23 protein-coding genes and 1 riboswitch are annotated in these 26583 nt (G+C 74.3%); of the genes, 9 read left to right on the top strand and 14 right to left on the bottom strand.

Features of this window, described 5'->3' with window-relative positions; translation table 11 throughout:
• Positions 1-173: 173 nt before the first annotated feature.
• Complete coding sequence (locus RIU97_RS30530; protein WP_404960804.1) at positions 174-1598, bottom strand: hypothetical protein; 1425 nt, start codon at positions 1596-1598, stop codon at positions 174-176.
• A gap of 132 nt (positions 1599-1730) precedes the next feature.
• The gene (locus RIU97_RS30525) at positions 1731-2861 is read right to left on the bottom strand and encodes an alpha/beta hydrolase family protein (protein ID WP_404960803.1); all 1131 of its coding nucleotides are present in this window, start codon (positions 2859-2861) and stop codon (positions 1731-1733) included.
• A gap of 345 nt (positions 2862-3206) precedes the next feature.
• Here RIU97_RS30525 and RIU97_RS30520 point away from each other — a divergent pair, with 345 nt between their 5' ends.
• From RIU97_RS30520 to RIU97_RS30490, 7 genes are all read left to right on the top strand, one after another.
• Complete coding sequence (locus RIU97_RS30520) at positions 3207-4475, top strand: anion permease (RefSeq protein ID WP_404960802.1); 1269 nt, start codon at positions 3207-3209, stop codon at positions 4473-4475.
• Positions 4476-4522: 47 nt separating this feature from the next.
• Complete coding sequence (locus RIU97_RS30515) at positions 4523-4744, top strand: hypothetical protein (protein WP_404960801.1); 222 nt, start codon at positions 4523-4525, stop codon at positions 4742-4744.
• Between the two features lie 158 nt (positions 4745-4902).
• Positions 4903-4989, top strand: a riboswitch (cobalamin riboswitch).
• A 58-nt stretch (positions 4990-5047) separates the two neighbouring features.
• Positions 5048-6007, top strand: a complete 960-nt coding sequence (locus RIU97_RS30510) for a cobalamin biosynthesis protein (RefSeq protein WP_404960800.1) — start codon at positions 5048-5050, stop codon at positions 6005-6007.
• Positions 6004-7524, top strand: coding sequence for a cobyric acid synthase (locus tag RIU97_RS30505; protein WP_404960799.1), 1521 nt, complete (start codon positions 6004-6006; stop codon positions 7522-7524). Before RIU97_RS30510 ends, RIU97_RS30505 begins: the two co-directional genes overlap by 4 nt.
• Before the next feature lie 193 nt (positions 7525-7717).
• Complete coding sequence (locus tag RIU97_RS30500) at positions 7718-9865, top strand: putative cobaltochelatase (RefSeq protein ID WP_404960798.1); 2148 nt, start codon at positions 7718-7720, stop codon at positions 9863-9865.
• Complete coding sequence (gene cobO / locus RIU97_RS30495; protein WP_319731803.1) at positions 9865-10464, top strand: cob(I)yrinic acid a,c-diamide adenosyltransferase; 600 nt, start codon at positions 9865-9867, stop codon at positions 10462-10464. Before RIU97_RS30500 ends, cobO begins: the two co-directional genes overlap by 1 nt.
• A gap of 17 nt (positions 10465-10481) precedes the next feature.
• Positions 10482-11915, top strand: coding sequence for a cobyrinate a,c-diamide synthase (locus tag RIU97_RS30490; protein ID WP_404960797.1), 1434 nt, complete (start codon positions 10482-10484; stop codon positions 11913-11915).
• Positions 11916-11917: 2 nt separating this feature from the next.
• Here the strand turns inward: RIU97_RS30490 and RIU97_RS30485 are convergent, their stop codons facing one another.
• On the bottom strand, positions 11918-12643 hold the full coding sequence (locus RIU97_RS30485; protein ID WP_404960796.1) for a ZIP family metal transporter: 726 nt from the start codon (positions 12641-12643) through the stop codon (positions 11918-11920).
• Between the two features lie 150 nt (positions 12644-12793).
• Here RIU97_RS30485 and cobC point away from each other — a divergent pair, with 150 nt between their 5' ends.
• Together cobC and RIU97_RS30475 are read left to right on the top strand one after the other, a co-directional pair.
• Entirely contained in the window at positions 12794-14215 is a 1422-nt protein-coding gene (gene cobC, locus RIU97_RS30480) for an Rv2231c family pyridoxal phosphate-dependent protein CobC (RefSeq protein WP_404960795.1), read from the top strand.
• Positions 14216-14400: 185 nt separating this feature from the next.
• Positions 14401-15630 (top strand): CapA family protein, encoded by a 1230-nt coding sequence (locus tag RIU97_RS30475; RefSeq protein ID WP_404960794.1) that lies wholly within the window; start codon positions 14401-14403, stop codon positions 15628-15630.
• Positions 15631-15746: 116 nt separating this feature from the next.
• Here RIU97_RS30475 and RIU97_RS30470 read toward each other — a convergent pair whose 3' ends face one another.
• The 11 genes from RIU97_RS30470 to RIU97_RS30420 form a co-directional block, all read right to left on the bottom strand.
• Complete coding sequence (locus RIU97_RS30470) at positions 15747-16685, bottom strand: SCO1860 family LAETG-anchored protein (RefSeq protein ID WP_404960793.1); 939 nt, start codon at positions 16683-16685, stop codon at positions 15747-15749.
• Between the two features lie 281 nt (positions 16686-16966).
• Entirely contained in the window at positions 16967-18052 is a 1086-nt protein-coding gene (locus tag RIU97_RS30465) for an amidohydrolase family protein (protein WP_404960792.1), read from the bottom strand.
• Positions 18053-18094: 42 nt separating this feature from the next.
• Positions 18095-19153, bottom strand: coding sequence for an aminotransferase class V-fold PLP-dependent enzyme (locus RIU97_RS30460; protein ID WP_404960791.1), 1059 nt, complete (start codon positions 19151-19153; stop codon positions 18095-18097).
• A 70-nt stretch (positions 19154-19223) separates the two neighbouring features.
• The gene (locus tag RIU97_RS30455; protein WP_404960790.1) at positions 19224-19931 is read right to left on the bottom strand and encodes a DsbA family oxidoreductase; all 708 of its coding nucleotides are present in this window, start codon (positions 19929-19931) and stop codon (positions 19224-19226) included.
• A gap of 173 nt (positions 19932-20104) precedes the next feature.
• Complete coding sequence (locus RIU97_RS30450) at positions 20105-20311, bottom strand: antitoxin (RefSeq protein ID WP_404960789.1); 207 nt, start codon at positions 20309-20311, stop codon at positions 20105-20107.
• Positions 20312-20343: 32 nt separating this feature from the next.
• Positions 20344-20895, bottom strand: a complete 552-nt coding sequence (locus tag RIU97_RS30445) for a GNAT family N-acetyltransferase (RefSeq protein ID WP_404960788.1) — start codon at positions 20893-20895, stop codon at positions 20344-20346.
• A gap of 63 nt (positions 20896-20958) precedes the next feature.
• The gene (locus tag RIU97_RS30440) at positions 20959-22407 is read right to left on the bottom strand and encodes a peptidoglycan D,D-transpeptidase FtsI family protein (RefSeq protein ID WP_404960787.1); all 1449 of its coding nucleotides are present in this window, start codon (positions 22405-22407) and stop codon (positions 20959-20961) included.
• 62 nt (positions 22408-22469) lie between these two features.
• On the bottom strand, positions 22470-23123 hold the full coding sequence (locus tag RIU97_RS30435) for a response regulator (protein ID WP_404963005.1): 654 nt from the start codon (positions 23121-23123) through the stop codon (positions 22470-22472).
• A gap of 173 nt (positions 23124-23296) precedes the next feature.
• Complete coding sequence (locus RIU97_RS30430; RefSeq protein ID WP_404960786.1) at positions 23297-24583, bottom strand: sensor histidine kinase; 1287 nt, start codon at positions 24581-24583, stop codon at positions 23297-23299.
• Positions 24583-25590 carry a hypothetical protein gene (locus RIU97_RS30425; RefSeq protein ID WP_404960785.1) on the bottom strand — a complete coding sequence of 336 codons (1008 nt, stop codon included), beginning with the start codon at positions 25588-25590 and terminating at the stop codon, positions 24583-24585. The genes RIU97_RS30430 and RIU97_RS30425 overlap by 1 nt, the downstream gene beginning before the upstream one ends.
• 189 nt (positions 25591-25779) lie before the next feature.
• On the bottom strand, positions 25780-26562 hold the full coding sequence (locus tag RIU97_RS30420) for an IclR family transcriptional regulator (RefSeq protein WP_404960784.1): 783 nt from the start codon (positions 26560-26562) through the stop codon (positions 25780-25782).
• Between the last annotated feature and the right edge of the window lie 21 nt (positions 26563-26583).

Raw genomic sequence — 26583 nt, 5'->3', positions numbered from 1 at the left:
CCGTGCCCTGGCCGGGGGCACGGCTGGACGGCTGTCTGCGCGGGTCCGTGCCCCGCCGCGCCCTGGCCGGAGCCCGGCGGCACGGATGTCCGCACGGGTCAGCGGTACGCGGCCGGGCGCAGGGGACAGTCCGGACACAGCAGCCTCTTCGCCGCGTGGCGCCCGGCCAGGGCTCAGGCGCCGCCGGTGTGGACCTGGAAGGCGGCCCGGCGGACGGCCTTGGCCAGGGCCGGGTCGGGGTGCGCGGCGGCCAGGGCGACCAGGACCTGCACGGTGCGCGGATGGCCGACCGCGCGGACCTCGTCCAGCAGCCGGGGGACGGTGGTCCGGACGGCCGAGTCGAGGTGGCGGGCCAGCAGCTCGGCCTCGCCGTGGTCCGCGATGGCGGCCGCTGTGTCCACCCAGAGCCAGGTCGACTCCTCGGCGGTGAGCACGTCCTGCGCCTCGTCGGGGTCGATCCCGTCGTGCTCGGCGAGCCAGAGCAGGGCGTAGGGGCGCAGGGCGGGTTCGCGTACGGCGGCGCGCACCTCGGGCTCGGCGGGGGCGCCGACGACGCGCAGCGCCTCGAAGGCGAGGCCGCGCAGCAGGGCGTCCTCGCCGCGGGCGGCCTGCAGGAGCTCGGCCACGGCGTGGCCGACGGGCCGGGCCGCGAGCCAGGCCTGGTACTCGGCGCGGGCCGGGCCGGGGGTGAGCCGGGCGCAGCCGTGCAGCATGGCGGCGGCGGACTGCTCGATGTTCCCGGCGGGGCTCTGCGCGGCGACGCAGATCTGCTCCAGCTTGACCCAGACGGCCCAGCTGCCGAGCGGGGTGAGCGTGGCCCGGGCGGGGCCGAGGGTGACGGCGTCCACGGCGGCGAGTCCGCCGAGCGCCCAGCGCAGCAGCCGGGCGAGGGGGACGGGGCGGGCCTCCGCGGAGACGGCCGCGGCGGTCAGCGCCGCCGCGGGCTCGGCGTCGTAGGGGATCTCGCACCGCTCGTCGCGCAGTTCGGTGACGCGCTGCCCGAGCAGGTCGAGCAGGTCGGGAACGGTCACCGGGCCGGCGGACAGCTGGAGCAGGGAGAGGAGCTGGGGCATCGCCTCGACGACCTCGGCGACGGCCGAGGGCGCGATGTCGGCGGGGGCGGGGTGGACGAGCGACCAGGCGTCGAAGAGGGCGACCCAGCCGCGCAGTACGGCGGTGTCGTCGCGGTCCCAGGCCCGCAGCCGCCAGCCGGGCCGGGCGTGGCCGCCGTGCACCTCGACCAGGCCGGCCAGCCGGGCGCGGTCCCAGCCGACCCGGATCTGCCCGTGCGTCAGGCCCAGTTCCCCGGCGGCGCGTTCGACGTCGGAGGCCGGCAGGGCGCCGGTGGGGGCGGGCCGGCCGCCGTCTCCGGCGCCGAGGTTGCGCTCGGCCCAGCGGGTCAGGCGTACGGCGTCGGCGAGCGAGGCCCGGGCCCGGTTCGCGAGGTCGGCCGTGGCGGGGGTGCCCGCCGGGGGCCTCGGGGCGGGCCGGGTGCGTCGGTCGGTCACCGCCTTGCGTGCCGCGGCGACGGAACGCGGGGAGACGAGTCGGAGTCTGGAGTCGCGAGCCAACTGCTCATCAGGCTTTCGGGACGTCACGGAAGCAGTCTCGCCCGTCACTGGCCGAAAGCCCAAACGGAATCAGCCATTACCAGCGCCTGCCTGCGGTGCAGACCAGGACAACACGCCCGCAGGCGCCGCTCCGTCACACGGCCTTCACATGACAGGCCCTCACATGAGGGGGGTGAGGAAGCGGCGCAGGGCCTCCTCGTAGCCGGCCGGGTCGGCGTTCCACATGGCCCCGTGGCCGGCCCCGCTCACGGTGTGCAGGGTGACGAGGTCGGGGCGGGCCGCGGCGAGCCGGCGGGAGGGGCCCCAGGGGGCGAGGGTGTCGTCCGGGCCGTGGAAGATCAGTACGGGGACGCGCAGGGCTCCGGGGTCCGCCCCCGGCGGCCGTCGGTCGGCGCGCAGCCCCGCGCGGCTTTCGGCGGCCAGGACGGCCAGCGGCAGCACCAGGGCCGGGGTGCGGCGCGCCGCGGCGAGTCCGCGCAGGGTCGTGTGCCAGTCGAGCACGGGCGAGTCCAGCACCAGCCCGGCGATCCGGTCGGCCAGCGCCGAGCGTTCGGCGGCGTGCAGGGCCATGGCGGCGCCGGTGGACCAGCCGTGCAGGATCACGCGGCGGGCGCCGTAGCGCACGGCGTAGCGGATGGCGGCGTCCAGGTCCCGCCACTCCGATTCGCCGAGGTGGCCGAGGCCGTCGGGCGGGGCCGGGGCGCCGAGGTCGCCGCGGTAGCCCAGGTCCAGGACGGGCAGCTGGTGCCGGTTCAGGAAGGGCATGACCACCATCGGGTGCTCGCGGGTGCCGCCGAGCCCGTGCACGGTGATCACCCAGGTGTCCCGGGCGGCGGGCACGAACCAGGCGGGCAGCGCCCCGAGCTCCCCGGGGATGTCCACGTCGGCGTGTTCGAGCCCGAGGGCGGTGCGCGGGTCGCCGAGGTACACCTGCGGCGTGAGGGTGACCCGGGTGCCGGGGCCGAGGGTTCCGTGATCGACGGCGACGAGCTGCCGTACGACGGTGTCGGGGTAGTGGTCGGCGTCGGAGACCACGGGCCCGACGACCGCGTGCACACCGGGTGCGACCAGGCCGTAGACGCCGGGGCGCAGGGAGGCGAGGGAGCGGGTCAGCGTGACCCGGCCGGCGGCGGTGGAGTGGACGCTGAGCCGTGGCCCGCCGGGGAGCGGACGTCCCGGTTCGGGACGGAGGGCCGCGTCTGCGGCGTACCGGCCGACCGCGACGGCGGCCACACCGGCGCCGAGGAGGGTGGTGGTGACGGCCGCTGCCGTTGCTGTCGCGGTACGCACCGTTCCAGTGTCCCGGCGGGGGCTGCGGAGGGCCACCGGAGTGCCCGCCGGAGCACTACCGGAGGAGATCGCTCCGCCGCCCGCCGCGCCGTCGCCGAGAGCGGAGTGATCTAGGTCTCATTCGGGCACCCGGACGGGGGGTCGCCCACACATCCGGTTCGGTGCGGAGGGGCAGATTCACCCGGCTTTGACGTGCATTTATCCAGATATCTACGGCAGAATCAGGACGAATGTCCCGATCACACCCCGAGCCAGTACACCGCTCCGCCCGAGTCAGTTCATCTTCCGTTCATCCAGATTGCCTACGGTCGCCGAGCCACTGACGTCAAACAGAAGCCTGGGTAAATGGAGCACATAACGCTTCTCCTCGGGATCGTGATCATTACCGCTCTCGTGTTCGACTTCACGAACGGTTTCCACGACACGGCCAACGCGATGGCCACCACCATCTCGACCGGCGCCCTCAAGCCCAAGACGGCGGTGGCCATGTCCGCCGTGCTCAACCTCGTCGGCGCGTTCATGTCCGTGGAGGTCGCCAAGACGATCTCCAAGGGACTGGTCAACGAAGAGGGCATCCAGCCGGAAGTGATCTTCGCCGCCCTGGTCGGCGCGATCCTCTGGAACCTCGTCACCTGGCTGGTCGGACTGCCCTCCAGTTCCTCGCACGCCCTGATGGGCGGCCTGATCGGTGCCGCGGTCGCCTCCGCCGGCATCGGCGCGGTCAACGGCAGCGTCGTCGTCACCAAGGTGCTCATCCCGGCGATCGCCGCTCCGCTGGTGGCCGGCGTCGCCGCGTACCTGGCCGCCAAGCTCACCTACAAGCTGGGCAACAAGGTCGGCGAGAAGACCTCCGCCAAGGGTTACCGCGCCGGTCAGATCGCCTCGGCCGGTCTCGTCTCCCTCGCGCACGGCACCAACGACGCGCAGAAGACGATGGGCATCATCACCCTGGCCCTGATCGCCGGCGGCGCGATCGCGCCCGACGCGAACCCGCCGGTCTGGGTCATCGTCTCCGCCGGTCTGGCCATCGCGATGGGCACCTACCTCGGCGGCTGGCGCATCATCCGCACCATGGGCAGCGGTCTGACCGACCTGCAGCCGCAGCAGGGCTTCGCCGCCCAGACCTCGGCCGCGTCCGTCATCCTCGCCTCCTCGAACCTGGGCTTCTCGCTCTCCACCACCCACTCGTGCTCCGGTGCGGTCATGGGTGCGGGCCTGGGCCGCAAGGGCGGTGTGGTCCGCTGGTCCACCGCGACCCGCATGTTCGTCGCCTGGGGCCTGACCCTGCCGGCGGCCGCGCTGGTCTCGGCCGGTGCCGAGCTGGTCATGCGCATCGGTGACGTCGGCATCGCCGCGGTCACGCTCTTCCTGATCGGCTCCTGCCTGGCCATCTGGCTCGTCTCGCGCCGCCAGGTCGTCGACCACAACAACGTCAACGAGGTGGAGCCGGCCCGCGCCGAGGAGCCGGGTGTGGTGACCACGGCGATCGCCGCGGTCACCGTTCCGCCGACCGTCGCCGCCGCCGGCACCACCGCCGCGGTCACGGACGAAGACCTCAGGGCCACCATCCCGGCCGCGACGCAGACCCCGGCGGCTCCGGCCGCCGCGGTCTGACCGAGACAGAGACACGCAGAGACCCGGACCATTCAGAAAGCGGCAGTATGAAGATCGACTGGGAAGCACTCGGCTCCGTCTTCGGGGTCAGCCTCCTCGCCACCGTCGCCCTCGTGGCCCTCTTCACCCTGGGCCTGGTGGGCCTGTCCAAGCACGAGACCGCCACCGAGCAGGGCGGCACCGCCACCCTCGCCCGCAGCGGCGCGTACGCCTGCTTCGCGCTCGTCACGGCGGCCGTCGGCTACGCGATCTACCTGATCGTCGCCTGATCCGCCGCCCCGCGGCCGACCATGCGTGAAGGCTCCCTCCGGGTTTGTCCCGGAGGGGGCTTTTCGCATCCCGCGCCCCTGCCGCGCCGCAGGTCAACGGCGAGTTGACGGGCCTTCTCGGCCCGTGGTGGACTGCCCGAGCCAATACGGCGGCATGGAGAGGAAGTCCGGTGCGAATCCGGCGCGGTCCCGCCACTGTCACCGGGGAGCGCACGCCGCGCGTGCGCCCCGGGAGCCAGGAACTCTCGCCGCCGGACACGTCGAACCAGGGCGCGGACCCTGAGTGAGGACATACCTGTCACCATGCGTGCCGATCGCGTCTTCGCGTACGGCGCCACGGCGGGCCTGATCGGCGACCGGATCCTCGGTGATCCCCGCCGAGGGCACCCCGTGGCCGCCTTCGGACGGGCCGCCGCCGCCGTCGAACGCGCCCTGTGGCGCGACGACCGCGCCCGCGGCCTCGTGCACACCCTGGTGTGCGCCGGAGGCGCGGCCGCCGTGGGCGCGCTGGGCGCCCGCGCCGTGCGCTCCCGGCCCGCGGCCGCCCGTATCGCCCTCACCGCCGCCGCCACCTGGGCCGTCGTGGGCGGCACCTCGCTGGGCCGGGAGGCCCGCGCCATCGGCTGGGCCCTCGCCGCCGGGGACACCGAGGTGGCCCGGGAACGGCTGCCGCACCTGTGCGGGCGCGACCCGCAGGCCCTGGACGGGCAGCAGATGGCCCGCGCCGTCGTGGAGTCGGTCGCGGAGAACACCTCCGACGCGGTGGTCGGGGCCCTGGTGTGGGGCGCCGTGGCCGGCGTCCCGGGCCTGCTGGCCTTCCGCGCCGTGAACACCCTGGACGCGATGGTCGGCCACAAGTCCCCCCGCCACCTGCGCTACGGCTGGGCCTCCGCCCGCCTCGACGACCTGGCGGGCTGGCCGGGCGCCCGGCTGACGGCGGCCGCCGCCGTACTGGCCGGCCCCGACCGGCGGGGAGCCGTACGGGCCTGGCGCGCCGACGCGGCCGCGCACCCGAGCCCGAACGCCGGGCCCGTCGAGGCCTCCTTCGCGGGGGCGCTCGGCGTACGGCTGGGCGGCACCCTCGCGTACGGCGGCCGGGTCGAGCACCGGGCGGTGCTGAACGGCGAGGCCGGACGGCCGGTGGAGGTCGAGGACATCGAACGGGCGGTACGGCTGTCACGACAGGTGACCTGGCTGGCGCTCGGGGCCTGTGTGGCGGCCCGGACGCTGGTCTCCGGCAGGACGAGGAAGGGACGTCGATGAGCGGCGCGAAGCTCGGCGGCGGACTCCTGGTCGCCGGAACCACGTCGGACGCCGGCAAGAGCGTGGTCACGGCGGGCATCTGCCGCTGGCTGGCCCGCCAGGGCGTGAAGGTGGCGCCCTTCAAGGCGCAGAACATGTCGCTGAACTCCTTCGTCACGCGGGAGGGCGCCGAGATCGGACGCGCCCAGGCGATGCAGGCCCAGGCGGCCCGCGTGGAGCCGACCGCGCTGATGAACCCGGTGCTGCTCAAGCCCGGCAGCGACCGCAGCAGCCAGGTGGTGCTGCTGGGCAAGCCGGTGGGCGAGATGAGCGCCCGCGGCTACCACGGCGGCAGGCAGGAGCAGCTGCTCGGCATCGTCACGGACTGCCTGGAGCAGCTGCGGGGCACGTATGACGCCGTGATCTGCGAGGGGGCGGGAAGTCCGGCCGAGATCAACCTGCGCCGGACCGACATCGTGAACATGGGGATCGCGCGGGCCGCACGGTTCCCGGTGGTCGTGGTCGGGGACATCGACCGGGGCGGGGTCTTCGCGTCCTTCTTCGGGACGACGGCGCTGCTCTCCCCCGAGGACCAGTCGCTGATCGCCGGATACGTGGTCAACAAGTTCCGCGGCGACGTGTCGCTGCTGGAGCCGGGCATGGAGATGCTGCGCGGCCTGACCGGACGGGCCACGTACGGGGTGCTGCCCTTCCAGCACGGGCTGGGCATCGACGAGGAGGACGGCCTGCGGGTCTCCCTGCGGGGCGCGGTACGGGAGTCCGTGGTGGCGCCGCCCGTCGGTGAGGACGTGCTGCGGGTGGCCGTGTGCGCGGTGCCGCTGATGTCGAACTTCACGGACGTCGACGCGCTCGCGGCGGAGCCCGGGGTCGTGGTGCGGTTCGTGGACCGGGCCGAGGAACTGGCCGACGCGGACCTGGTCGTCGTACCCGGCACCCGGGGCACGGTGAAGGCCCTCGCCTGGCTGCGCGAACGCGGGCTCGCGGACGCGCTGCTGCGGCGGGCCGCCGAGGGGCGGCCGGTGCTCGGCATCTGCGGCGGGTTCCAGGTGCTGGGCGAGCGGATCTCGGACGAGGTCGAATCGCGGGCGGGCGACGTCGACGGCCTCGGACTCCTCCCCGTACGGGTCCGCTTCGAACGGGAGAAGACCCTGGCCCGGCCGGTGGGCTCGGCGCTCGGGGAACCGGTCGAGGGGTACGAGATCCACCACGGCGTGGCGGAGGTCCTCGGCGGCGAGCCCTTCCTGGACGGCTGCCGGGTCGGGTCGGTGTGGGGCACCCACTGGCACGGCTCGCTGGAATCGGACGGCTTCCGCCGCGCGTTCCTGCGCGAGGTGGCTTCCGCGGCCGGGCGCCGCTTCGTCCCCGCCCCGGACACCTCGTTCGCCTCCCTCCGGGAGGAGCAGCTGGACCTGCTGGGCGACCTGATCGAGGAGCACGCCGACACCGCCGCGCTGCTGAAGCTGATCGAGTCCGGTGCGCCCACGGGCCTGCCTTTCCTCCCCCCGGGCGCCCCGTGACGACCGCGGCCCTGCGGGGGCTGTCCCCTACCCGCCCTTCCACCGTTCCCGAGGGCTACGCCCCGGACCCCCGTGCTTATGCGGCGCCGTTGCCGGGGGCCCGGGGTGGTGCCCCGGCAGCGGCGCCGCACCCACAGACCTCGGCCATGCCCCCGGCGCGGGCCCGCACCACCTTCCAAGGAGTGAGCAACGCATGAGCACGCCCTACCCGTTCACCGCAGTGGTCGGCCAAGCCGACTTGCGGCTGGCGCTCCTGCTCAACGCCGTGAGCCCGGCGGTCGGTGGTGTGCTCGTGCGCGGCGAGAAGGGGACCGCCAAGTCCACCGCCGTCCGCGCCCTGTCCGCGCTGCTGCCGAAGGTGGACATCGTGTCCGGCTGCCGGTTCAGCTGCGCGCCCACCGCGCCCGACCCGGCCTGCCCGGACGGCCCGCACGAGCCCGGCCCCGGCGCCCTGCGCCCCGCCCGCATGGTGGAGCTGCCCGTCGGCGCCTCCGAGGACCGCCTGGTCGGCGCCCTCGACATCGAACGGGCCCTCGCCGAGGGCGTGAAGGCCTTCGAGCCCGGCCTGCTCGCCGACGCCCACCGCGGGATCCTCTACGTCGACGAGGTCAACCTCCTCCACGACCACCTGATCGACCTGCTGCTGGACGCCGCCGCCATGGGCGCCTCGTACGTGGAGCGCGAGGGCGTCTCCGTCCGGCACGCGGCCCGCTTCCTGCTCGTCGGCACGATGAACCCCGAGGAGGGCGAGCTCCGCCCGCAGCTGCTGGACCGCTTCGGGCTGACCGTCGAGGTCGCCGCCTCCCGCGAGCCCGCCCAGCGGGTGGAGGTGGTGCGCCGCCGGCTCGCGTACGAGGACGATCCCGCGCGCTTCGCCGCCCGCTGGGCCGGGGACGAGAACGAGGTCCGCGCCCGGGTGGTGGCCGCGCGGGCGCTGCTCCCGCAGGTCGTGCTCGGGGACACGGCGCTGCTGCAGATCGCGGCGACCTGCGCCGGCTTCGAGGTCGACGGCATGCGCGCCGACATCGTGATGGCGCGCACCGCGACCGCGCTCGCCGCCTGGGCCGGCCGGACCGCCGTGCTGAAGGAGGACGTCCGGCAGGCCGCGCTGCTGGCGCTCCCCCACCGGCGGCGCCGCAATCCCTTCGACGCGCCGGGCCTGGACGAGGACAAGCTGGACGAGATCCTCGACCGGTTCCCCGACGAGGAGCCGGAGCCCGAGCCCGACCCGGAGCCCGACCGGAACCCGGACCCGGAGGCCGACCCGGATTCCGAAGACCCTGACGACAACGGCGGCGGCCCCGACGGCGGTGGCGGGGTGCCCCCGCAGAGCGGCGGCCCCCAGGGCTCGGACGCCCCGGCGGATTCCACCGACACCACCGGACCCACCGAGGCGCCCGCCGAGGCCCCCTCGGACGCCCCCGAGTCCCCGCAGCCCTCCGCCCAGGATGCCGGCGGGCCCGAACAGGCCGCCGTACGGGCCGCCGAACCGTTCCGGACGAAGATGCTGAGCGTGCCGGGGCTCGGCGAGGGCGCCGCCGGGCGCCGTTCGCGCGCCCGTACCGCGCACGGCCGGACCACCGGCGCCCAGCGCCCCCGCGGCCACCTGACGAAACTGCACCTGATGGCCACCGTGCACGCGGCCGCCCCGCACCAGCGGGCCCGCGGCCGGGACGGGCGCGGCCTGGTCATCCGCAAGGACGACCTGCGTCAGGCCACCCGGGAGGGCCGCGAGGGCAACCTCGTCCTCTTCCTCGTCGACGCCTCCGGCTCCATGGCCGCCCGCCGGCGCATGAGCGCGGTCAAGGGCGCCGTGCTGTCGCTGCTCCTGGACGCCTACCAGCGCCGGGACAAGGTCGGCCTGATCACCTTCCGGGGGTCCACCGCCGAGCTGGCGCTGCCCCCGACCTCCTCGGTGGACGCCGCCGCGGCCCGGCTGGAGCAGCTGCCGACCGGCGGCCGCACCCCGCTGGCCGCCGGGCTGCTGAAGGCCCACGAGGTACTGCGGATCGAGCGGCTGCGGGACCCCTCGCGCCGGCCGCTGCTCGTGGTCGTCACCGACGGCCGCGCCACCTCGGCCGGGACCGCCGCGGGCCGGACCGACAGCACGCCGCGGGAACTCGCGGGGCGCAGCGCGCGGCTGCTGCAGGCCGGAGGCGTCGCCTCGGTGGTCGTGGACTGCGAATCCGGGCCGGTCCGGCTGGGGCTGGCCGGCGTACTGGCCGCGGACCTCGGCGGACCCGCCGTCACGCTCGACGGGCTGCGGGCCGACTCGCTGGCCGGGCTCGTGAAGAACGTACGTACCGCAGTGACATCCGACAGCAACAGGAGGGCCGCGTAATGCCTCAGGGACAGCCGTCCGTCGTTCCGGACGACGGACTCACGACGCGCCAGCGCCGCAACCGCCCGCTCGTCTTCGTGCACACGGGCCCCGGCAAGGGCAAGTCCACGGCAGCCTTCGGGCTGGCCCTGCGCGCCTGGAACCAGGGCTGGTCGATCGGGGTGTTCCAGTTCGTCAAGTCGGCGAAGTGGAAGGTCGGCGAGGAGAACGCGCTCAAGGTGCTCGGCGCCTCCGGCGAGGGCGGCGCGGTCGCCTGGCACAAGATGGGCGAGGGCTGGTCCTGGGTCCAGCGGGACGCGCAGCTCGACAACGAGCAGGCGGCCAAGGAGGGCTGGGAGCAGGTCAAGCGCGATCTGGCCGCCGAGACGCACAAGCTGTACGTGCTGGACGAGTTCGCGTACCCGATGCACTGGGGCTGGATCGACGTCGACGAGGTCATCGAGGTGCTGCGCAACCGTCCCGGTACGCAGCACGTGGTGATCACGGGCCGCAACGCGCCGGAGAAACTGGTGGAGTTCGCTGACCTCGTCACCGAGATGACCAAGGTCAAGCACCCGATGGACACCGGCCAGAAGGGCCAGAAGGGCATCGAGTGGTGACCTCGTACCGGTTCGACGTGCCCCGTCTCGTAATCGCCGCGCCCTCGTCGGGCAGCGGCAAGACCACCGTCGCCACGGGCCTGATGGCGGCCTTTTCGGAGCGCGGCCTCGCCGTGTCCCCGCACAAGGCCGGGCCCGACTACATCGACCCCGGCTACCACGCGCTGGCCACCGGCCGGCCGGGGCGCAACCTCGACGCCTTCATGTGCGGGCTGGAGCTGGTCGCTCCGCTGTTCGCGCACGCGGCGGCCGGGTGCGACCTCGCCGTGGTCGAGGGCGTGATGGGGCTCTACGACGGGGCGGCGGGCCGGGGTGAACTCGCGTCGACGGCGCAGGTCGCGAAGCTGCTGCGGGCGCCGGTGGTGCTGGTGGTCGACGCCTCCTCGCAGTCGCGGTCGGTGGCGGCGCTCGTCCACGGCTTCGCGTCCTTCGACCCGCAGGTGCGGCTGGGGGGCGTGATCCTGAACAAGGTCGGCTCCGACCGGCACGAGGTGATGCTGCGGGAGGCCCTGGAGGAGGCGGGGATGCCGGTGCTCGGCGTCCTGCGACGGGCTCCGCAGGTGGCCACGCCCTCGCGCCACCTGGGCCTGGTCCCGGTGGCGGAGCGCCGCACGGATGCCGTTGCCGCCGTGGCGGCGCTGGCCGAGCAGGTCAGGGCGGGCTGCGACCTGGACGCCCTGATGGCCTTGGCCCGCACGGCCCCGGCGTTGGCCAGCGAGGCATGGGATGCGCAACGTGCCCTGGCGGGCACAAGCCCGGCCTCGCCGGCGTTCGAGGCGCGGGGTCCGGGGCGGGGCCCCGGCAACGGCGCCGCACCCGCAGACCTCGGCGGAGCCCCCGGCAGGCGGCCGGTGGTCGCCGTCGCGGGCGGACCGGCGTTCACGTTCTCCTACGCCGAACACTCGGAGCTGCTGCGAGCCGCGGGCGCCGAGGTCGTCACCTTCGACCCGCTCAGGGACGAGGCGCTCCCCGAGGGAACCACCGGCCTGGTGATCGGCGGCGGCTTCCCCGAGGTGTACGCGCCGGAGCTGTCCGCCAACGAACCGCTCCGCGGGGCCGTGGCCAGGTTCGCCGAGGCCGGCGGCCCGGTGGCAGCCGAGTGCGCCGGGCTGCTGTACCTCGCGCGGTCGCTGGACGGCAAGCCCATGTGCGGCGTGCTCGACGCCGACGCCCGGATGTCGGAGCGGCTCACCCTCGGCTACCGCGAGGCGGTCGCGGTGTCGGACAGCGCGCTCGCCGCCAACGGCACCCGGCTGCGCGGGCACGAGTTCCACCGGACGGTGATCGAGCCGGGCGCCGGGGCCGCGCCGGCGTGGGGGTTCACGAACCCCGAACGCCGCGTCGAGGGCTTCGTACAGCAGGGTGTGCACGCCAGCTACCTGCACACGCACTGGGCGGCGGAGCCGTCCGTCGCGCGCCGCTTCGTCGAAGCGGCGGCGGCCCGGCCGTGAGATCAGTCCGCGATGCCCACCACGAGCCAGATCCCGGCCACCCCGCCCACCGTGCACAGCAGCGTGGACAGGGCGGGGTGCTTGTGGTGGGCCTCGGGCAGGATCTCGGCGGCCGCGAGGTAGAGCAGGACGCCGCCGAAGAATCCGAGGTACGCGCCGAGGGGTTCCTCCGGAAGGGTGAACAGCAGAGTGGACGCCGCGCCCACGACGGGGGCGACGGCGTCCGCGAAGAGCATCATCAGGGCCTTGCGGCGGTCGTTCCCGTAGAGGCTGGTGAGCGTGTACGTGTTGAACCCGTCGGCGAAGTCGTGGGTGATGACGGCCAGCGCCACGGCCACCCCCATCCCCCCGCCGACCTGGAAGGCCGCGCCCAGGGCCACTCCGTCGGCGAGGCTGTGGCCGACCATCGCCGCGGCCGCGGTGAGCCCGACCTGCGGGACGCGGGCGCCGTCCTCGGCGCCGTGCGCGGCCTGGCGGACCGCCAGGAGCCGCTCCACGACGTGGGCGACGAGGAATCCGGCCACGAAGAGCAGCAGGGCGAGGGGGACGCCGAACACCTCGTCGCCCGCCGCGTGGATGGACTCCGGGAGCAGGTCGAGGCCGACGACGCCGAGCATCAGCCCGCCGGCCAGGCCCAGCACGAGGTGGCGACGGTCGGTGACGCGCTGCGCCGTCCATCCGCCCGCCAGGGTCATCAGGAACGCGCCCAGCGCCACGATCACGGCCATGTGCCCCTGAATACAGACTCCTCGCGTCGCGCGCACGTCCGCACGCGAGTGGCGGGCATCGGAGTGTTGACGACGGACCGGTACCGGTGACGTGACGGCGATGGTGCGGTGACGGTGACGGTGACGGTGACTACGGAGGGAGGACTCCCGGTGGGCGATTACACGACGCATCTGGTGGTCGGGGTCGGCGGACGCGCGGGGGTCTCCGTCGCGGAGGTCTGCGCCCTGATCGAGGAGACGCTGCGGGGGGCCGGGCTGACCGCGGCGGCGGTCACGGCTCTGGCCACGGTGGATTCGAAGGTGGGCGAGGCGGGGATCGCGGGCGCGGCGGAACGTTTCGGCGTACCCCTCGTCGGCTATCCCGCCGAACAGCTGGCCGCGGTCTCCGTGCCGCACCCCTCCGAGACGGCGCGCACCGCCGCCGGGACCCCCTCGGTGGCGGAGGCCGCGGCCCTCGCGGCGGGCGGGGAACTCCTCGTGCCCAAGCGACGGTCGGTGGCGGCCACCTGCGCGGTGGCCACGGCGCAGGCGCACGACCTGCGCCACCACGGTGACGCCGAGGTGGTCGACGCGGGCTCCGCGCTGGTGGACCTCGCGGTCAACGTACGGGCGGACACTCCGCCGGCCTGGCTCAAGCAGCGGATCGCCGCCTCCCTCGGGGATCTCGCCGCCTACCCCGACGGGCGTGCGGCCCGCGCGGCGGTGGCGGCCCGGCACGGGCTGCCCGTCGAGCGGGTGCTGCTGACCGCGGGGGCCGCGGAGGCCTTCGTCCTGATCGCGCGGGCGCTGGGCGCCGTACGGCCGGTGGTGGTGCATCCGCAGTTCACCGAGCCGGAGGCGGCCCTGCGGGACGCGGGCCACCGGGTGGAGCGGGTGGTGCTGCGGGCGGAGGACGGGTTCCGGCTGGACCCGGCGGCGGTGCCCGAGGACGCGGACCTGGTGGTGGTCGGCAACCCGACCAACCCGACGTCCGTCCTGCACCCGGCGGCGACGCTGGCCGCGCTGGCCCGGCCGGGCCGGATCCTGGTGGTGGACGAGGCGTTCATGGACGCCGTCCCGGGCGAGCGGGAGGCCCTGGCCGGGCGGATGGACCTGCCGGGGCTGGTGGTGCTGCGGAGCCTGACGAAGACCTGGGGGCTGGCGGGGCTGCGGATCGGCTACGTGCTGGCCGAGCCGGAGGTGATCGCGAAGCTGGCGGCCGCCCAGCCGCTGTGGCCGGTGTCGACGCCGGCCCTGGTGGCGGCAGAGGCCTGTCTGGCTCCGGCGGCGCTGGCCGAGGCGGAGGAGGCGGCGCGGCGGATCGCGGTGGACCGGGCCCATCTGCTGGCCGGACTCGCGGAGTTCGACGAGGTGACCGCCGTGGGGGTGGCGGAGGGGCCGTTCGTGCTGATCCAGGTGGCCGGCGCCGCGGAGGTCCGCACCCGGCTGCGCGCCCTCGGTTTCGCCGTCCGCCGCGGGGACACCTTCCCGGGGCTGGACCGCTCCTGGCTGCGGCTGGCGGTCCGCGACCGGGCGACGACCGGCCGGCTGCTCCAGGCCCTGGACCACGCCCTCGCCCTGACCGCCCGCTGACCTCCGCTTGGTGCGCCCCCTCCGGCGGCTTCCCCGGCGCCTTCCTTCGACTCGGAACCCCTCCTGACCTGCGCACCTTCCCTCAAACCCGTGGCGGTGTCACCCGATCGGCCCCCTACTATGGCCACGGGGGCGGGGGCCGGGTCAGGATCCCCGCATCGGTGCACGACATCGGGGGATCGGAAATGAAGGCATCCGTCAAGATTTCCGCGGCGCTGGCCGGGCTGGCGGTCGTGGGCGGCTGTGTCTACGCCGTGCCGCAGCTGTTCGACCGCGGCGCGGCGCCCGGAACGGAACAGCGGCTCCAGGGCAGGCCGGGCCAGGGCACGTCCGCCCCGCCGGAGGGCGCCGGCTCCGCGGGACGACCCTTCACCCTGGTGGCGACCGGCGACATCATCCCGTACCCCTCGATCGTCCAGCGGTCCGCGGACGATGCCGGCCAGGCCGGGGAGTACGACTTCCGGAAGATACTCGCCGGGGTCAAACCCCTGGTCTCCGCCGCCGACCTGGCGATATGCCACCACGAGATACCGTACGGGCGCCCCGGCGGCCCCTACACGGGCTATCCCACCTTCAAGGCCCCGCACCAGCTGGCGGACGCCCTCAAGGACGCCGGGTACGACGGCTGTTCCACCGCCTCGAACCACACCCTCGACGACGGCTACGAGGGCCTCGCCCGCACCCTGGACCACCTCGACCGGGTCGGCATCCCGCACGTCGGCTCGGCCCGCAGCGCGGAGGAGGCCAAGGCCCCGGCCCGGCTCACGGCCGGCGGCGCGCAGGTCGCCCAGCTCTCGTACACATACGGCACGAACGGCATCCCGCTCCCCCGGGACAAGCCGTGGGCCGTCAACCTGATCGACAAGGACCGGATCATCGCCGACGCCCGCGCCGCCCGGGCCGGCGGCGCGAACGTGGTGGTGCTCAGCGTCCACTGGGGCACCGAGTGGCAGACGGCGCCCGACGGGCAGCAGAAGGAACTGGCGCAGGCGCTGACCGCCTCCCGCTCGGCCGACGGCCTCCCCGACATCGATCTGATCATCGGCACGCACAACCACGTGCCGCAGCCCTACGAGAAGATCAACGGCACGTGGGTGGTCTTCGGGATGGGCGACCAGGTCGCCAGCTTCGTGCCGGCCGACAAACTGCGCGGCAACCAGTCCTCGGTCCCCCGCTTCACCTTCGCCCCGGCGGCGGCCCACCCCGGCCGCTGGGAGGTGGTGAAGGCCGAATACCTCACGCAGTACTCGGACATGGGGCCGCCGTTCCGTGTCGTCTGCGCCTCCTGCGCGGCCTCCGACGCCTCCCTGCCCGCCGCGAAGCGGAGCGAGTACGCCCGGATCGACCAGCAGGTCACCGAGGCCGTGCTGTCGCGCGGCGCGGGCGGGCAGGGACTGGAGCACGCCACCCGCTGAGCGGCACGCCCCTCCCCCGCCCGGCTGATCGGCACGCCTTCCGCTGAGCACTCCCCTCCGTGTGCTCCTCGGGGCGGCGGCTCGCGGGGGTCCGGGCCCGGTTCCGGCCGTCGGTCCTACGAGGTCCTGCCCCGGCTGGTGACCAGGAGCGCGACCCCGCCGATGCCGAGCAGGAACAGCGCCCCGCCCGCGACGTAGGGGGTCAGTGAACCGCCGCCGGTCTCGGCCAGGTTGGCATCGGCGGTGACACCGGAGGCGATGCCCGAGCCGGTCCCCGTCCCGGTCTGCTGCTTGACGTCCGGGTTCGCCGCCGGCGGGGCCGACGAGGGCGCCGGGCCCGCCGGGGTCTCGCAGTGCGCCTCGGCGAGCACGATCTCGCCGTCCACCTGCGCCACGTTCAGGTTCAGCGGGTTCACCGACACCTTCAGGCGGAGCGCGGCCGCGGCGGCCGTGGTGGAGGTGGTCTGCGTACCGGACAGCTCCAGGTTGACCACGCCCACGCCCGGGACCTCCAGCTCGGTGGGGCCGCCCGCCGACAGGGTGACCTTCTTGCCGAGCGCCGTCACCTTCCCGAGGACGTTCGCGCTGGCCACCGGCTTCTTGCCCGCCTCGCACACGGCCTTGGACGTGACCTTCTCCACCTCGACGAGGGAGAGCAGGGGCAGCCCGGGCACGTGCACCGAGGCCTTGGCGAGGTTGGCCTCCGCCTCGGCCCGGTTCTTGTCCGCGGTCGCCTTGGACGTGGCCACGTCGGCGCGCAGGACGCTGACCGGCTTGTTCCCCTCGACCCCGTCCAGGGTGACGGTCAGCGCGGTCTTCTCGGCCGTCGCCGGTGCGCTGACCTCGTTGAGGGTCGCCTTCAGCGGTACGTGCCCGGTCTTGTTGAGCAGGCCCACGTCCAGTCCGGCGCGCAGGACCACGGCGCCGGCCTTGCCCTCGCCGCCCGCCCCGGCTCCGCCCCCTCCCGTGGCGAGGGCGGGCGGGGCGGTGAGCAGGGCCATCGCTCCCGTGGCGAGCAGGACGGCCGCGGGCATGCGGAAGGTGTTGCTGTTCACGGTGTGGAACCCCCGGGGAGATGGGTGCCGTCGCGCCGCCAATGGGGGACATTGCGCGCGCCGACGGCCTCGACCCCGGAATCTTTACGCACTGTGAGTGAACGGGCGGCAACCTGACGTGAGTTCACTCCAAAGGGTGGTTTCCATGCATGTATTCGATTTGTGGCGCCTCAGGAGGAACGCGAGTTCACTCCTTTCACGGCCGGACGGCCGACCGGCCGTCTTCAACGACCGACGGGCCCCGGATGTCACGCGGCGTCAACTGGGCGCCGGGGCGTGGATCAGGCCCTGACCTCGCCGTTCACGACGACCCGCAGCGGCTGCGCCAGCGCGCGCACGTCGGCTCGCGGGTCGGCGCCGTAGACCACGAGGTCCGCCGGCGCCCCCTCCGTGAGGCCGGGCCTGCCGAGCCACTCGCGCGCCGCCCAGGCCGTCGCCGAGAGGGCGTCCAGCGGCGGGATCCCGGCCTTCACCAGTTCCTCCACCTCGGCCGCGACCAGGCCGTGCGGCAGGGAACCCCCGGCGTCGGTGCCGACGTAGACGGGGATGCCCGCGTCGTACGCGGCCCGTACGGTGTCGTAGCGCCGCTCGTGGAGCCGCCGCATGTGCGCCGACCAGCGCGGGAACTTCGCCTCGCCGCCCGCCGCCATCTTCGGGAACGTCGCGATGTTCACGAGGGTCGGGACGATCGCGACCCGGCGCTCCGCGAACAGCGGGATGGTGTCCTCGGTGAGGCCGGTGGCGTGCTCGATGCAGTCGATGCCCGCCTCGACCAGGTCGCGCAGCGAGTCCTCGGCGAAGCAGTGCGCGGTGACGCGGGCGCCCAGCCGGTGCGCCTCGGCGATGGCCGCCTCGACCTCGGCGCGCGGCCAGCAGGCCGTCAGGTCCCCGGCGTCGCGGTCGATCCAGTCGCCGACGAGCTTCACCCAGCCGTCGCCGCGCAGCGCCTCGCGGCCCACGTACTCGACCAGGTCGGCCGGCTCGATCTCGTGCGCGTAGTTGCGGATGTAGCGGCGGGTGCGCGCGATGTGCCGGCCGGCCCGGATGATCTTCGGCAGGTCCTCGCGGTCGTCGATCCAGCGGGTGTCGGAGGGCGATCCGGCGTCGCGGATGAGGAGGGTGCCGGCGTCCCGGTCGGTGAGGGCCTGGCGCTCGGCGGTCGCGGCGTCGACCGGGCCGTGGGCGTCCAGTCCCACGTGGCAGTGCGCGTCGACCAGGCCCGGCAGTGCCCAGCCCGTCACCGTGGTGACCTCGCGGGCCCCGGGCGGGCGTTCGCAGGAGACCCGCCCGCCGACCACCCAGAGCTCGTCGCGGACCTCGTCGGGCCCGACCAGCACCCGCCCCTTCACGTGCAGCACATCACTCATGGCGGCACTGTACGTGCGCCCCGTACGTGCGCGCCGCCCGCCTCAGGACGCGGAGAGGACGTCCAGCAGCCGGTCCACGTCCGCCTCCGTGCTGTAAAGGTGGAACGAGGCCCGCAGGGCGCCGGCGCGGGCCGAGGTGGCGATGCCGGCCGCCTGCAGGGCGGGCTGCCGGTCCGCGAGGCCCGGGACCGAGACGATGGCGGCCCCGCCGGGCACGGGCTCGTGGCCGAGGCGGGCGAGCCCGGCCCGGTAGCGGGCGGCGAGGGCGGTGTCATGGGCGTGGATGGCGTCGATGCCGATCCGCTCGATCAGGGCCAGCGAGGCCTCGGCCGCGTGGTAGGCGAGGAAGGCCGGGGACTCGTCGAACCGCCGCGCCCCGTGGGCCAGTTGCGAGATCGGCCCGTAGGTGGCGTCCCAGATGGACTCGGCCGCCACCCAGCCGGCGTGCAGCGGGGTCAGGGTGGGCTGGGCCTCCTGCGACACGGTCAGGAACGAGGCCCCGCGCACGGCGAGCAGCCATTTGAAGCCGACGGCGACCGTGTAGTCGTAGGGCGAGGCGTCGAAGGGCAGCCAGCCCACCGCCTGGGACGCGTCCACGAGCATCCGGGCCCCGTGCGCCGCCGTCGCCGCGCGCACCGCGGGCAGGTCGGCCATGCGCCCGTCCGCGGACTGTACGGCGCTCAGCGAGACCAGGGCCGTGTCCGGGCCGACGGCCTCGGCGAGGGACTCCAGCGGCGCGAAGCGGACCTTGAGGTCGCCCCGCACCACGAAGGGGTTGATCACGGAGGCGAAGTCGCCCTCCGGGCACAGGACTTCGGCGCCGGGCGGGAGCGAGGCCGCGACGAGGCCGACGTGGGTGGAGACGGCCGAGCCGACGGCCACCCGCTCGGCGTCCACCCCGACGAGGCGGGCGAAGGCGGCCCGGGAGCGGTTCACACGGTCGAAGTCGCCGAAGCCGGCGGGGACGCCGGCCCCCGCCGCCTCGGCCAGCTCCCGTACGGCCGCGACGGCGGAACGCGGGAGCACCCCGCAGTTGGCGGTGTTGAGGTAGGCGGTGGAGTGGGCGAACTCGGCACGGGTTGCTTCGGCGAGAAGATCCATGCCTTCAACTCTGCGCCAGGAACGACCCGCAGTCCATTGCCCCGTTACCTGCACCCACCCCACGTCATCCCTATGCCTGGGGGACGGCGCAGGCCCCGTCGGGCTCGCACGCCTCGGCCCCGGCGGCCGGCTCCTCGATCTCCCGCCCGGCCCATGCCTGCTCCAGGGCCCGGGTGAACACCTCGGCCGGCTGCCCGCCCGAGATCCCGTAGCGGCGGTCGAGGACGAAGAACGGCACGGCGTTCGCACCCAGCTCGGCGGCCTCACGCTCGTCGGTCCGCACCTCGGCGGCGTAGGCGGAGTCGTCGGCGAGCACGGCGCGCGCCTCGGCCTCGTCCAGCCCGGCCTCGACGGCGAGCGCGACCAGCACCTCGGGGTCGAAGACGGAGCGCTCCTCGCCGAAGTTGGCCCGGTAGGCGAGGTCGAGCAGCTCCTCCTGCCGGCCGCGGGCACCGGCCAGGTGCAGCAGCCGGTGGATGTCGAAGGTGTTGCCGTGGTCGCGGCCGTCGGTCCGGTACTCCAGCCCCTCGGCGCGGGCGCTGGCCGCGACGTGCTCCTCCATGCCGCGCGCCTCGTCGAGGGTGCGGCCGTACTTCTTGGCGAGCATCTCCACGACGGGAGCGGTGACCCCCTTGGCACTGCCCGGGTCGAGCTCGAAGGACCGGAACACGACCTCCACCTCGTCACGGTGCGCGAACTCGGCCAGCCCCTTCGTGAAACGGGCCTTGCCGATGTAGCACCAGGGGCAGGCGATGTCGCTCCAGATCTCGACGCGCATGATCCTTCTTCTCTCCGGGGTCGGGGGACAAATCGGTTTCCCCTTCAACCACCCGCCGCCCCGTCTCATTCCCCGGACACGGCGGGGAGCGGACGTACGGGCAGCCCGCGGGGACCGCGCCGCCGTGTGATCGGGCGCGGTCCCCGCGGGCACGCGGGCCCGGAGGCGTGTCGTCAGCGCTGGGGCGGGCGGGGGTCCCCGGGGGCGGGGGGCTCGTTCCTGCCGATCTGCTCGTTGAGCTTCTGCTGCGCCGTGTCGACCTGGCTCTGGTACTTGCGCCCGGTCTTCGCGTCGAAGGCATCTCCGGCCTTCTCGACTCCTTGGCGGGCCTGGTCAGGGTGTCCCTTGATCAGGTCTTTGAGCTTGTCGAGCATGGACATGGGGCGTCCTCTCTACGGAATGCCGGTCGCCTTCAAGCTTCTCCGCGAAGGCCGGTGTCCGCACCCGGAGCGTCCGCGGGGCCCCCGGTCGAGCCGGCGGCGGGCGGGGGGCCGATCTGGAGCCAGAGGGTGCGGTGGGTGCCCGCGTGCGGGGTGGAGGGGTCCGGGCGCCAGCCGTGGGTGGCGTAGAAGGCCTGGGCGCGGAGGTTGTGCGCGTAGACCTCGAGGCGGACCCGGCTGACTCCGGCGCGGCGCCAGACGTCGAGGCAGGCGGCGTGCAGGGCGGCGCCGGTGCCGCGGCGCCAGTGGACCGGGTCGACGTGGAGCTGGGTGAGGGTGGTCTCGCCGTCCTCCGTGCGGAAGGCGGCGACCCCGGTGAGCCGGCCGTCCTGCTCGGCGCAGAGCACCGCGCCCTCGGCGGGGTCCCGGGCGACGGCACGGGACCAGCCCTCGCGCGTCCGGTGGAGCTCTGCGTCACCCGCGCAGGCCTGTTCGGGGATGTGTCCCCGGTAGTACGTGGCCCGGGCCCGCGCGTGCAGGGCGGCGATGGCGTCGAGGTCTGCGGGCTCCGCGGCTCTGATCACGGGAAGGGAAACGCGCCGGGGACCCGGGCGGTTCCCGGCGCGTCGGCCGTGCCGCCCGCGGGGCTACTTCTTGAGCCACGCCTCCATCATCTTCTGGGCGATGGGGGCGGCCAGTTTGCCGCCGCCGATCTCGGAGCGGTCGGTGTCCGAGTTCTCGATCACCACGGCGACCGCGATCTGCTTGCCGCCCAGCTTGCCGTACGAGGTGAACCAGGCCAGCGGCGCGAGGCTGTTGTTGACACCGCGCTGGGCGGTACCGGTCTTGCCGCCCACCTCGGCGCCCGCGACCTGGGCCGACTTGCCGCCGCCCTCGGTGGCGACCGTGCGCATGGCGTCCCGGATCATCGAGGCGGTCTTCTCGCCCATGACCTGCTGGGACTTGGGGTCCTTGAAGCTCTCCAGCACGTCGCCGTTGCCGTCGGTGACCTCGGAGACCATGTGCGGGGCGACGAGCTTGCCGCCGTTCTCGATCGCGGCCGTCACCATCGCCATCTGGAGCGGGGTGGCCTGCACGTCGAACTGGCCGATACCCGTCTGCGCGACCTGGTCGGTCGACATCTTCTTCGACGGGTACTTGCTCGGCGGATTGGTGCGGACCGGGGTGTCGATCTGCACGTTGAACCCGAGCTTCTCGGCCGTCGCGCGCATCTTGTCCTGGCCGAGCTTGGACGCGAGCTCGGCGAAGACGTTGTTGCAGGACAGCCGCAGGGCGGTGCGCACCGAGACGTTGTTGCAGGCCGCGGAGCCCGCCTCGCTGGGCAGCAGGGTGCGGGTGCCGGGGATCGTGTACGGGTCGGCGATGCCGGTCGGCTGGTCGAGGTTGGTGACGAGGCCGTTCTCTATGGCCGCGGCGAGGGTGACCAGCTTGAAGGTGGACCCGGGCGCCTGGGGCTTGCGCAGCGCCACGTTCTCCAGGGCCTTGCCCTTGTCCGCGGAGAGTTCGGCCCAGGCCTTGTCGTCGTTGGCGCCGGCGATGCTGCCCGGGTCGAAGGAGGGGTTGTTCACCACGGCGAGGATCTCGCCGGTCGCGGGGTCGATGGCCACGGCGGCGCCCTGCTTGCCCTGGAGCGCGTCGTGGGCGGCCTTCTGCACGTCCTTGTCGATCGTGGTCAGGACGTTGCCGGGGGCGGCCCGCTTGTTGGTGAGCATGTCCATCACGGTCTTCAGCCGGCTGTCCGAACCGTTGAGGACGTTCTTGTAGATGCCCTCCAGCATGGTCGTGCCGTAGGCCTGGGAGCTGTACCCGGTGATCGGCGCGTAGAGGGGGCCGTCGACATACGTCCGCTTGTAGGCGAAGTCCTTGCCGCCCGTCTTCACCGAGCCGGTGATCGCCTCCCCGCCCACGATGATGTTGCCCAGCGGGTTCTCGTACTGCCCGATGAGGTTTCGGCGGTTGTGCTTGTCGTCTGCGAGGGCCTGGCCTTGATATGCCTGCACCCAGGTGACGCGGACCAGCAGGGCCAGCACCAGAAGCAGACAGAAGACCGACGCACGCCTGATCGTCTTGTTCATCCCCCAGAAGGACGTCCCAGTGACCCCAGCCGTTCCGCTCTGCCCCGATTGTGGCCGGGTTCTCAGCTTTTCTTCATGATGAAGCCCCCCTCGTACGCCGCGATGACCGCCTGGGTGCGGTCGCGGGAGCCGGTCTTGGTGAGGACCGCCGCGACGTGCGTCTTGACCGTCTGCGGTCCGACGCCGAGGCGCTCGCTCATCTCGTGGTTGGACAGCCCGGTGGCCATCAGGCGCAGTACGTCGGCCTCGCGGTCGGTGAGCCGGGCCACCCAGGGCGCGGCGGCGGGCGGGGCGCCGCCGGCCGTGTGGGCGGCGGCGAGGGAGCGCACCGCGGCGGGGAAGAGCAGCGAGTCGCCGCGGGCGACGAGCCTGACCGCCCCGATCAGCTCGTCGGGGTCGGCGCGCTTGAGGAGGAAGCCCACGGCTCCCGCGCGCAGCGCGTCGTAGACGTAGGCGTCGTTCTCGAAGGTGGTGACGACCACGATCCGGGGCGGCGCGGCCATGGTGGCGAGGATCTGCTCGGTGGCCCGGAGCCCGTCTATCTCGGGCATCCGGACGTCCATCAGCACCACGTCCGGGGCCAGCGAGCGGACCAGCGGGACCGCTTCGGCGCCGGTGGCGGCCTCGCCGACGACCTGGAGGTCGGGCTCGGCCTCCAGGATGACCCGCAGCGCGGTGCGGACCATCCGCTCGTCGTCGCAGAGCACGATGCGCAGCGGCGGACGGCCCGCCGGGGTCGGCGGGGTGGGCGCGGTGGGCGCGGTCGGCGCGGTCGGCGCGGTGGGCGGGGTGGGCGCGGTCGGCGCGGTCGGCGCGGTGGGCGGGGTGGGCGCGGTGGGCGGGGTGGGCGGGGTCGCCTGCGTCGCCTCGGTGGGCGGGGTCGGCGCGCTCATCGGTCGCCTCCGGCGAGAGGGAGGACGGCCCGCAGCCGCCACTGGTCCTCGTACGGGCCGGCCTCGACGCTGCCGCCGAGCAGGGCCGCCCGTTCCGCGGAGCCGCGCAGTCCCCGGCCCCCGGTGGTGCGGGACTCCCCTGCGCCGGGGGTGGCGGGCGTATTGGTCATGGTGATCTCCAGTTCACGGTGTCCGCTCTCGTGGCCGGCCCGCACCCGGATCCGCAGATCCACCGGGCCGGTGCCGTGGCGGAGGGCGTTGCTGAGCCCCTCCTGGACGATCCGGTACGCCTCGCGGGAGGCGATCGCCGGAAGCCCTGCCCAGCCCCCGCCGGGGCCGGGGTCCTGGTGCGCGGTGACGGTGATGCCGGCCGCCCGGGTACGGGCCAGCAGCCCGTCGAGGTCGGCGGCGAGGGTCGGTGCCGGCGCGGCGTCCGGCCGGGCCGGATCCCCGTCCCGCAGCAGGCCCAGTACGGCGTCCAGCTCGCCCACCGTCCGCCGGGTGGTGTCCTCGATCGCGGCCAGCGCCTCCCGTACGAACTCGGGGTCGCGCTCCAGCATCCGCCGGGCGGCGACCGCCTGGAGGGTGACGGCGCTCAGCGCGTGCCCGACCGCGTCGTGCAGCTCCCGGGCCAGCCGGTTGCGCACGGCCAGGTCGGCGGCCCGCTCCTCGGCCGCGGCCAGCCGGTCCGCCGCCGTCGGCCCGAGCAGTACGGGCGCCATCCGGGCCAGCAGCGCCCCGGCCCCGGCGGCGCACAGGACGAGCCCTCCCAGCAGACCGATCCCGAGCAGGGGAGCCACGTACGGATCGGCCTCGGTCGTGAACCAGCCCAGTCCGAGCTCGGCCATCCGCAGTCCGCTCACGAGCGGCAGCGTGATCAGCACCACCGCCAGGGGCGGTACCGCGAGGGTCATCCCGCTGATCACCGCGCCCACCCCCAGGTGCAGGGTCCACCAGGCGGAGGTCCGCCCCCGCGCGGCCCAGGACCGCGCGGGCCCTTCCGCCAGCCGCTCACCCGGCACCCCGCACATGGCCCGGACGGCGGCCACGGACATCGGCCGGACCAGCCCGAAGACCGCGGTCACCGCGATCAGCGGCAGGGCCGCCGCATAGGCGGCGAGGGTCAGCGGGAAGGAGTTGAGGGCATTGACCCCGCCGGCCGCCGTACCCACCCCCACCTGGGTGAGGAGGAAGTACGGCATCAGCAGGGCCCCACCGAGGATCAGGTGGATCCACCGCAGCCGAGCCCGCGCGCCCAGCAGCCGGCCCAAAGCGCCGCGCATCATCCTTCGCGGCGGGATATGAGGAACCGAGTGAGGACGGCGGCGGCGAGCGATCCCGTGATCATCTGGCCAGCGTAGGCCAACAGGGCTGCGGCAGAAGGTCCTTCACCACCGTCCAGCTGCGGTCCCAGCGAAGCGGTCAGCATCCAGGCCCCCCAGGTCAGGGTCGCGCCCGCTCCGACCCAGGCGAGGGCGAACTGCCACCGCGCCCGGAGCCCCCCGCCACGGGCCAGCAGCAGCGCCCCCGCCCCGGCGGCGAGCGCCCACATCCCGTGGACGGCGGACACCACACCCGTCTCCGCGGAGTGCGCGGCCGCCTGCTCGGCACCCAGCCCGGCCGTACCGCCGAAGGCCCAGTACGCGCACACCGCCGCGACCGCCAGGCCGGCCGCGGCCGCGGCTGCCGCCACCACCCCCGTGGACGACGGCAGCCTCCCCCGGACTCCGTCCGACTGGACCCCGACCGCCACGCCCTGCCACAGCCGGCCCCAGCGCTCTCGCGCATAGGGCACGAACAGCCCGGCCAGAGCGAGTCCTTGGACCATGAAGCCCCCGTAGACCACGTTGAACACCCAGGGGTCAACGAACGGCTGGCGCGCGGCCGCCGCAGCCGGTTCCTCCCCGAAGCCGAGCGCCCGTATGAGCAGTTGACCCGGGAACGCCGTGACGATCGGGGCCAGCAGTCCCGTGGCCACGAAGACCGGCACGGCCAGCAGCCAGGCCGGCACCCGCACGCCCCAGGGCCTCGTGAGCACCAGGACGAGCAGGATGACGCTCGCGTCCATGGCCAGCGTGAGGGAATTGGCCGCGGTGAAGAACGGCCCGGGCTCCAGCAGCACGCTGCCGTCCGGTATCCCGATCCGGCTCCCGGACAGCCAGGCGGCCTTCAGCGCCAGGTACGGCACGGTGGCCGCGATGGCCACCGCCCCCAGGATCCGCCGCCCGGCCCCCGGGGCGGGGGCCGGCGGCCTCGTCGCGTACGCCGTCCGAACGGCTCGTGTGCTCATGACCCAACGGTCCCGCGCCGACCGCCCCGCCACCTCCCCCTCACAGGGGAACCGCCTCCCCCGCACGGGGGAGGCACCACACCGCCGCCCCACTCGCGCCGCCCCCGCCTGCGGCGCCCCGCCTACCCCGCCCCCGCCTACGCCGCCCCGCCTGCGGCGCCCCGCCCACGCCGCCCCGCCTGCGGCGCCTCACATGCGCCGCGTCACCACCGACAGCCGGTCCCTCGCCTCGAACAGCGCCGCCTTGATGACCTGTTCGTGCCCCGCCGTCAGCCGGGCCACCGGCACCGAGCAGCTCACCGCGTCACGGGCCGGCGTCCGGTACGGCACCGCCACCCCGAAGCAGCGCAACCCGAGGGTGTTCTCCTCCCGGTCCACCGCGTACCCCTGCTCCCGTACCAGCGCCAACTCCTCGACGAGCTGCTCCCGGTCGGTGACGGTGTGCTCGGTGACCGCCTCCAGACGCCGCGGCAGCAGCCTCCGTACCTCTTCGTCCGTGTGCGTGGCCAGCAGCGCCTTGCCGAGCGCCGTCGAGTGCACGGGCAGCCGCCGCCCGACCCGGGTGAAGGGCCGCAGGTAGTGCTGGGACTGCCGGGTGGCGAGGTACACCACGCTCGTTCCGTCCATCCGCGCCAGGTGGATGGTCTCCGTCGTGTCGTCGGAGAGCCGGTCCAGGGTGGGCCGGGCGGCGGCGACCACCTCGTCCCCGTCGATGTACGAACTGCCGACCAGCAGGGCCCGTACGCCGATTCCGTACCGCGTGCCCGTCGCGTCCGTCTCCACCCACCCCAGGTTCACCAGCGTGCGCAGCAACATGTAGAGGCTGGACTTGGGCAGGTCGAGGTCGTGCTGGATGTCCGCCAGGCTGTGCAGCCCCGGCCGCGCCGCGAAGTGCTCCAGCAGCAGGACGGTCCGGACCGCCGATTTGACCGGCGCCGCCGCAACCGGGATCCCCGACTCGGTCGTCGTCATACGCCTGCTTCCCCTCTGGTC

Source organism: Streptomyces sp. 147326 (assembly GCF_045000215.1).
Classification (GTDB): Bacteria; Actinomycetota; Actinomycetes; order Streptomycetales; family Streptomycetaceae; genus Streptomyces.
The sequence above is the reverse complement of the archived record's forward strand: the minus strand, read 5'-3'. Positions and strand labels throughout refer to the sequence as shown.

Excerpts from the sequence above, each read along its gene's own strand:
- RIU97_RS30520 (WP_404960802.1), top strand. The coding sequence starts at position 3,207 with ATGGAGCACATAACGCTTCTCCTCGGGATCGTGATCATTACCGCTCTC.
- RIU97_RS30515 (WP_404960801.1), top strand. The coding sequence starts at position 4,523 with ATGAAGATCGACTGGGAAGCACTCGGCTCCGTCTTCGGGGTCAGCCTC.
- RIU97_RS30510 (WP_404960800.1), top strand. The coding sequence starts at position 5,048 with ATGCGTGCCGATCGCGTCTTCGCGTACGGCGCCACGGCGGGCCTGATC.
- RIU97_RS30505 (WP_404960799.1), top strand. The coding sequence starts at position 6,004 with ATGAGCGGCGCGAAGCTCGGCGGCGGACTCCTGGTCGCCGGAACCACG.
- RIU97_RS30500 (WP_404960798.1), top strand. The coding sequence starts at position 7,718 with ATGAGCACGCCCTACCCGTTCACCGCAGTGGTCGGCCAAGCCGACTTG.
- cobO (WP_319731803.1), top strand. The coding sequence starts at position 9,865 with ATGCCTCAGGGACAGCCGTCCGTCGTTCCGGACGACGGACTCACGACG.
- RIU97_RS30485 (WP_404960796.1), bottom strand. The coding sequence starts at position 12,643 with ATGGCCGTGATCGTGGCGCTGGGCGCGTTCCTGATGACCCTGGCGGGC.
- RIU97_RS30475 (WP_404960794.1), top strand. The coding sequence starts at position 14,401 with ATGAAGGCATCCGTCAAGATTTCCGCGGCGCTGGCCGGGCTGGCGGTC.
- RIU97_RS30465 (WP_404960792.1), bottom strand. The coding sequence starts at position 18,052 with ATGAGTGATGTGCTGCACGTGAAGGGGCGGGTGCTGGTCGGGCCCGAC.
- RIU97_RS30460 (WP_404960791.1), bottom strand. The coding sequence starts at position 19,153 with ATGGATCTTCTCGCCGAAGCAACCCGTGCCGAGTTCGCCCACTCCACC.
- RIU97_RS30455 (WP_404960790.1), bottom strand. The coding sequence starts at position 19,931 with ATGCGCGTCGAGATCTGGAGCGACATCGCCTGCCCCTGGTGCTACATC.
- RIU97_RS30450 (WP_404960789.1), bottom strand. The coding sequence starts at position 20,311 with ATGTCCATGCTCGACAAGCTCAAAGACCTGATCAAGGGACACCCTGAC.
- RIU97_RS30440 (WP_404960787.1), bottom strand. The coding sequence starts at position 22,407 with ATGAACAAGACGATCAGGCGTGCGTCGGTCTTCTGTCTGCTTCTGGTG.
- RIU97_RS30430 (WP_404960786.1), bottom strand. The coding sequence starts at position 24,583 with ATGCGCGGCGCTTTGGGCCGGCTGCTGGGCGCGCGGGCTCGGCTGCGG.
- RIU97_RS30425 (WP_404960785.1), bottom strand. The coding sequence starts at position 25,590 with ATGAGCACACGAGCCGTTCGGACGGCGTACGCGACGAGGCCGCCGGCC.
- RIU97_RS30420 (WP_404960784.1), bottom strand. The coding sequence starts at position 26,562 with ATGACGACGACCGAGTCGGGGATCCCGGTTGCGGCGGCGCCGGTCAAA.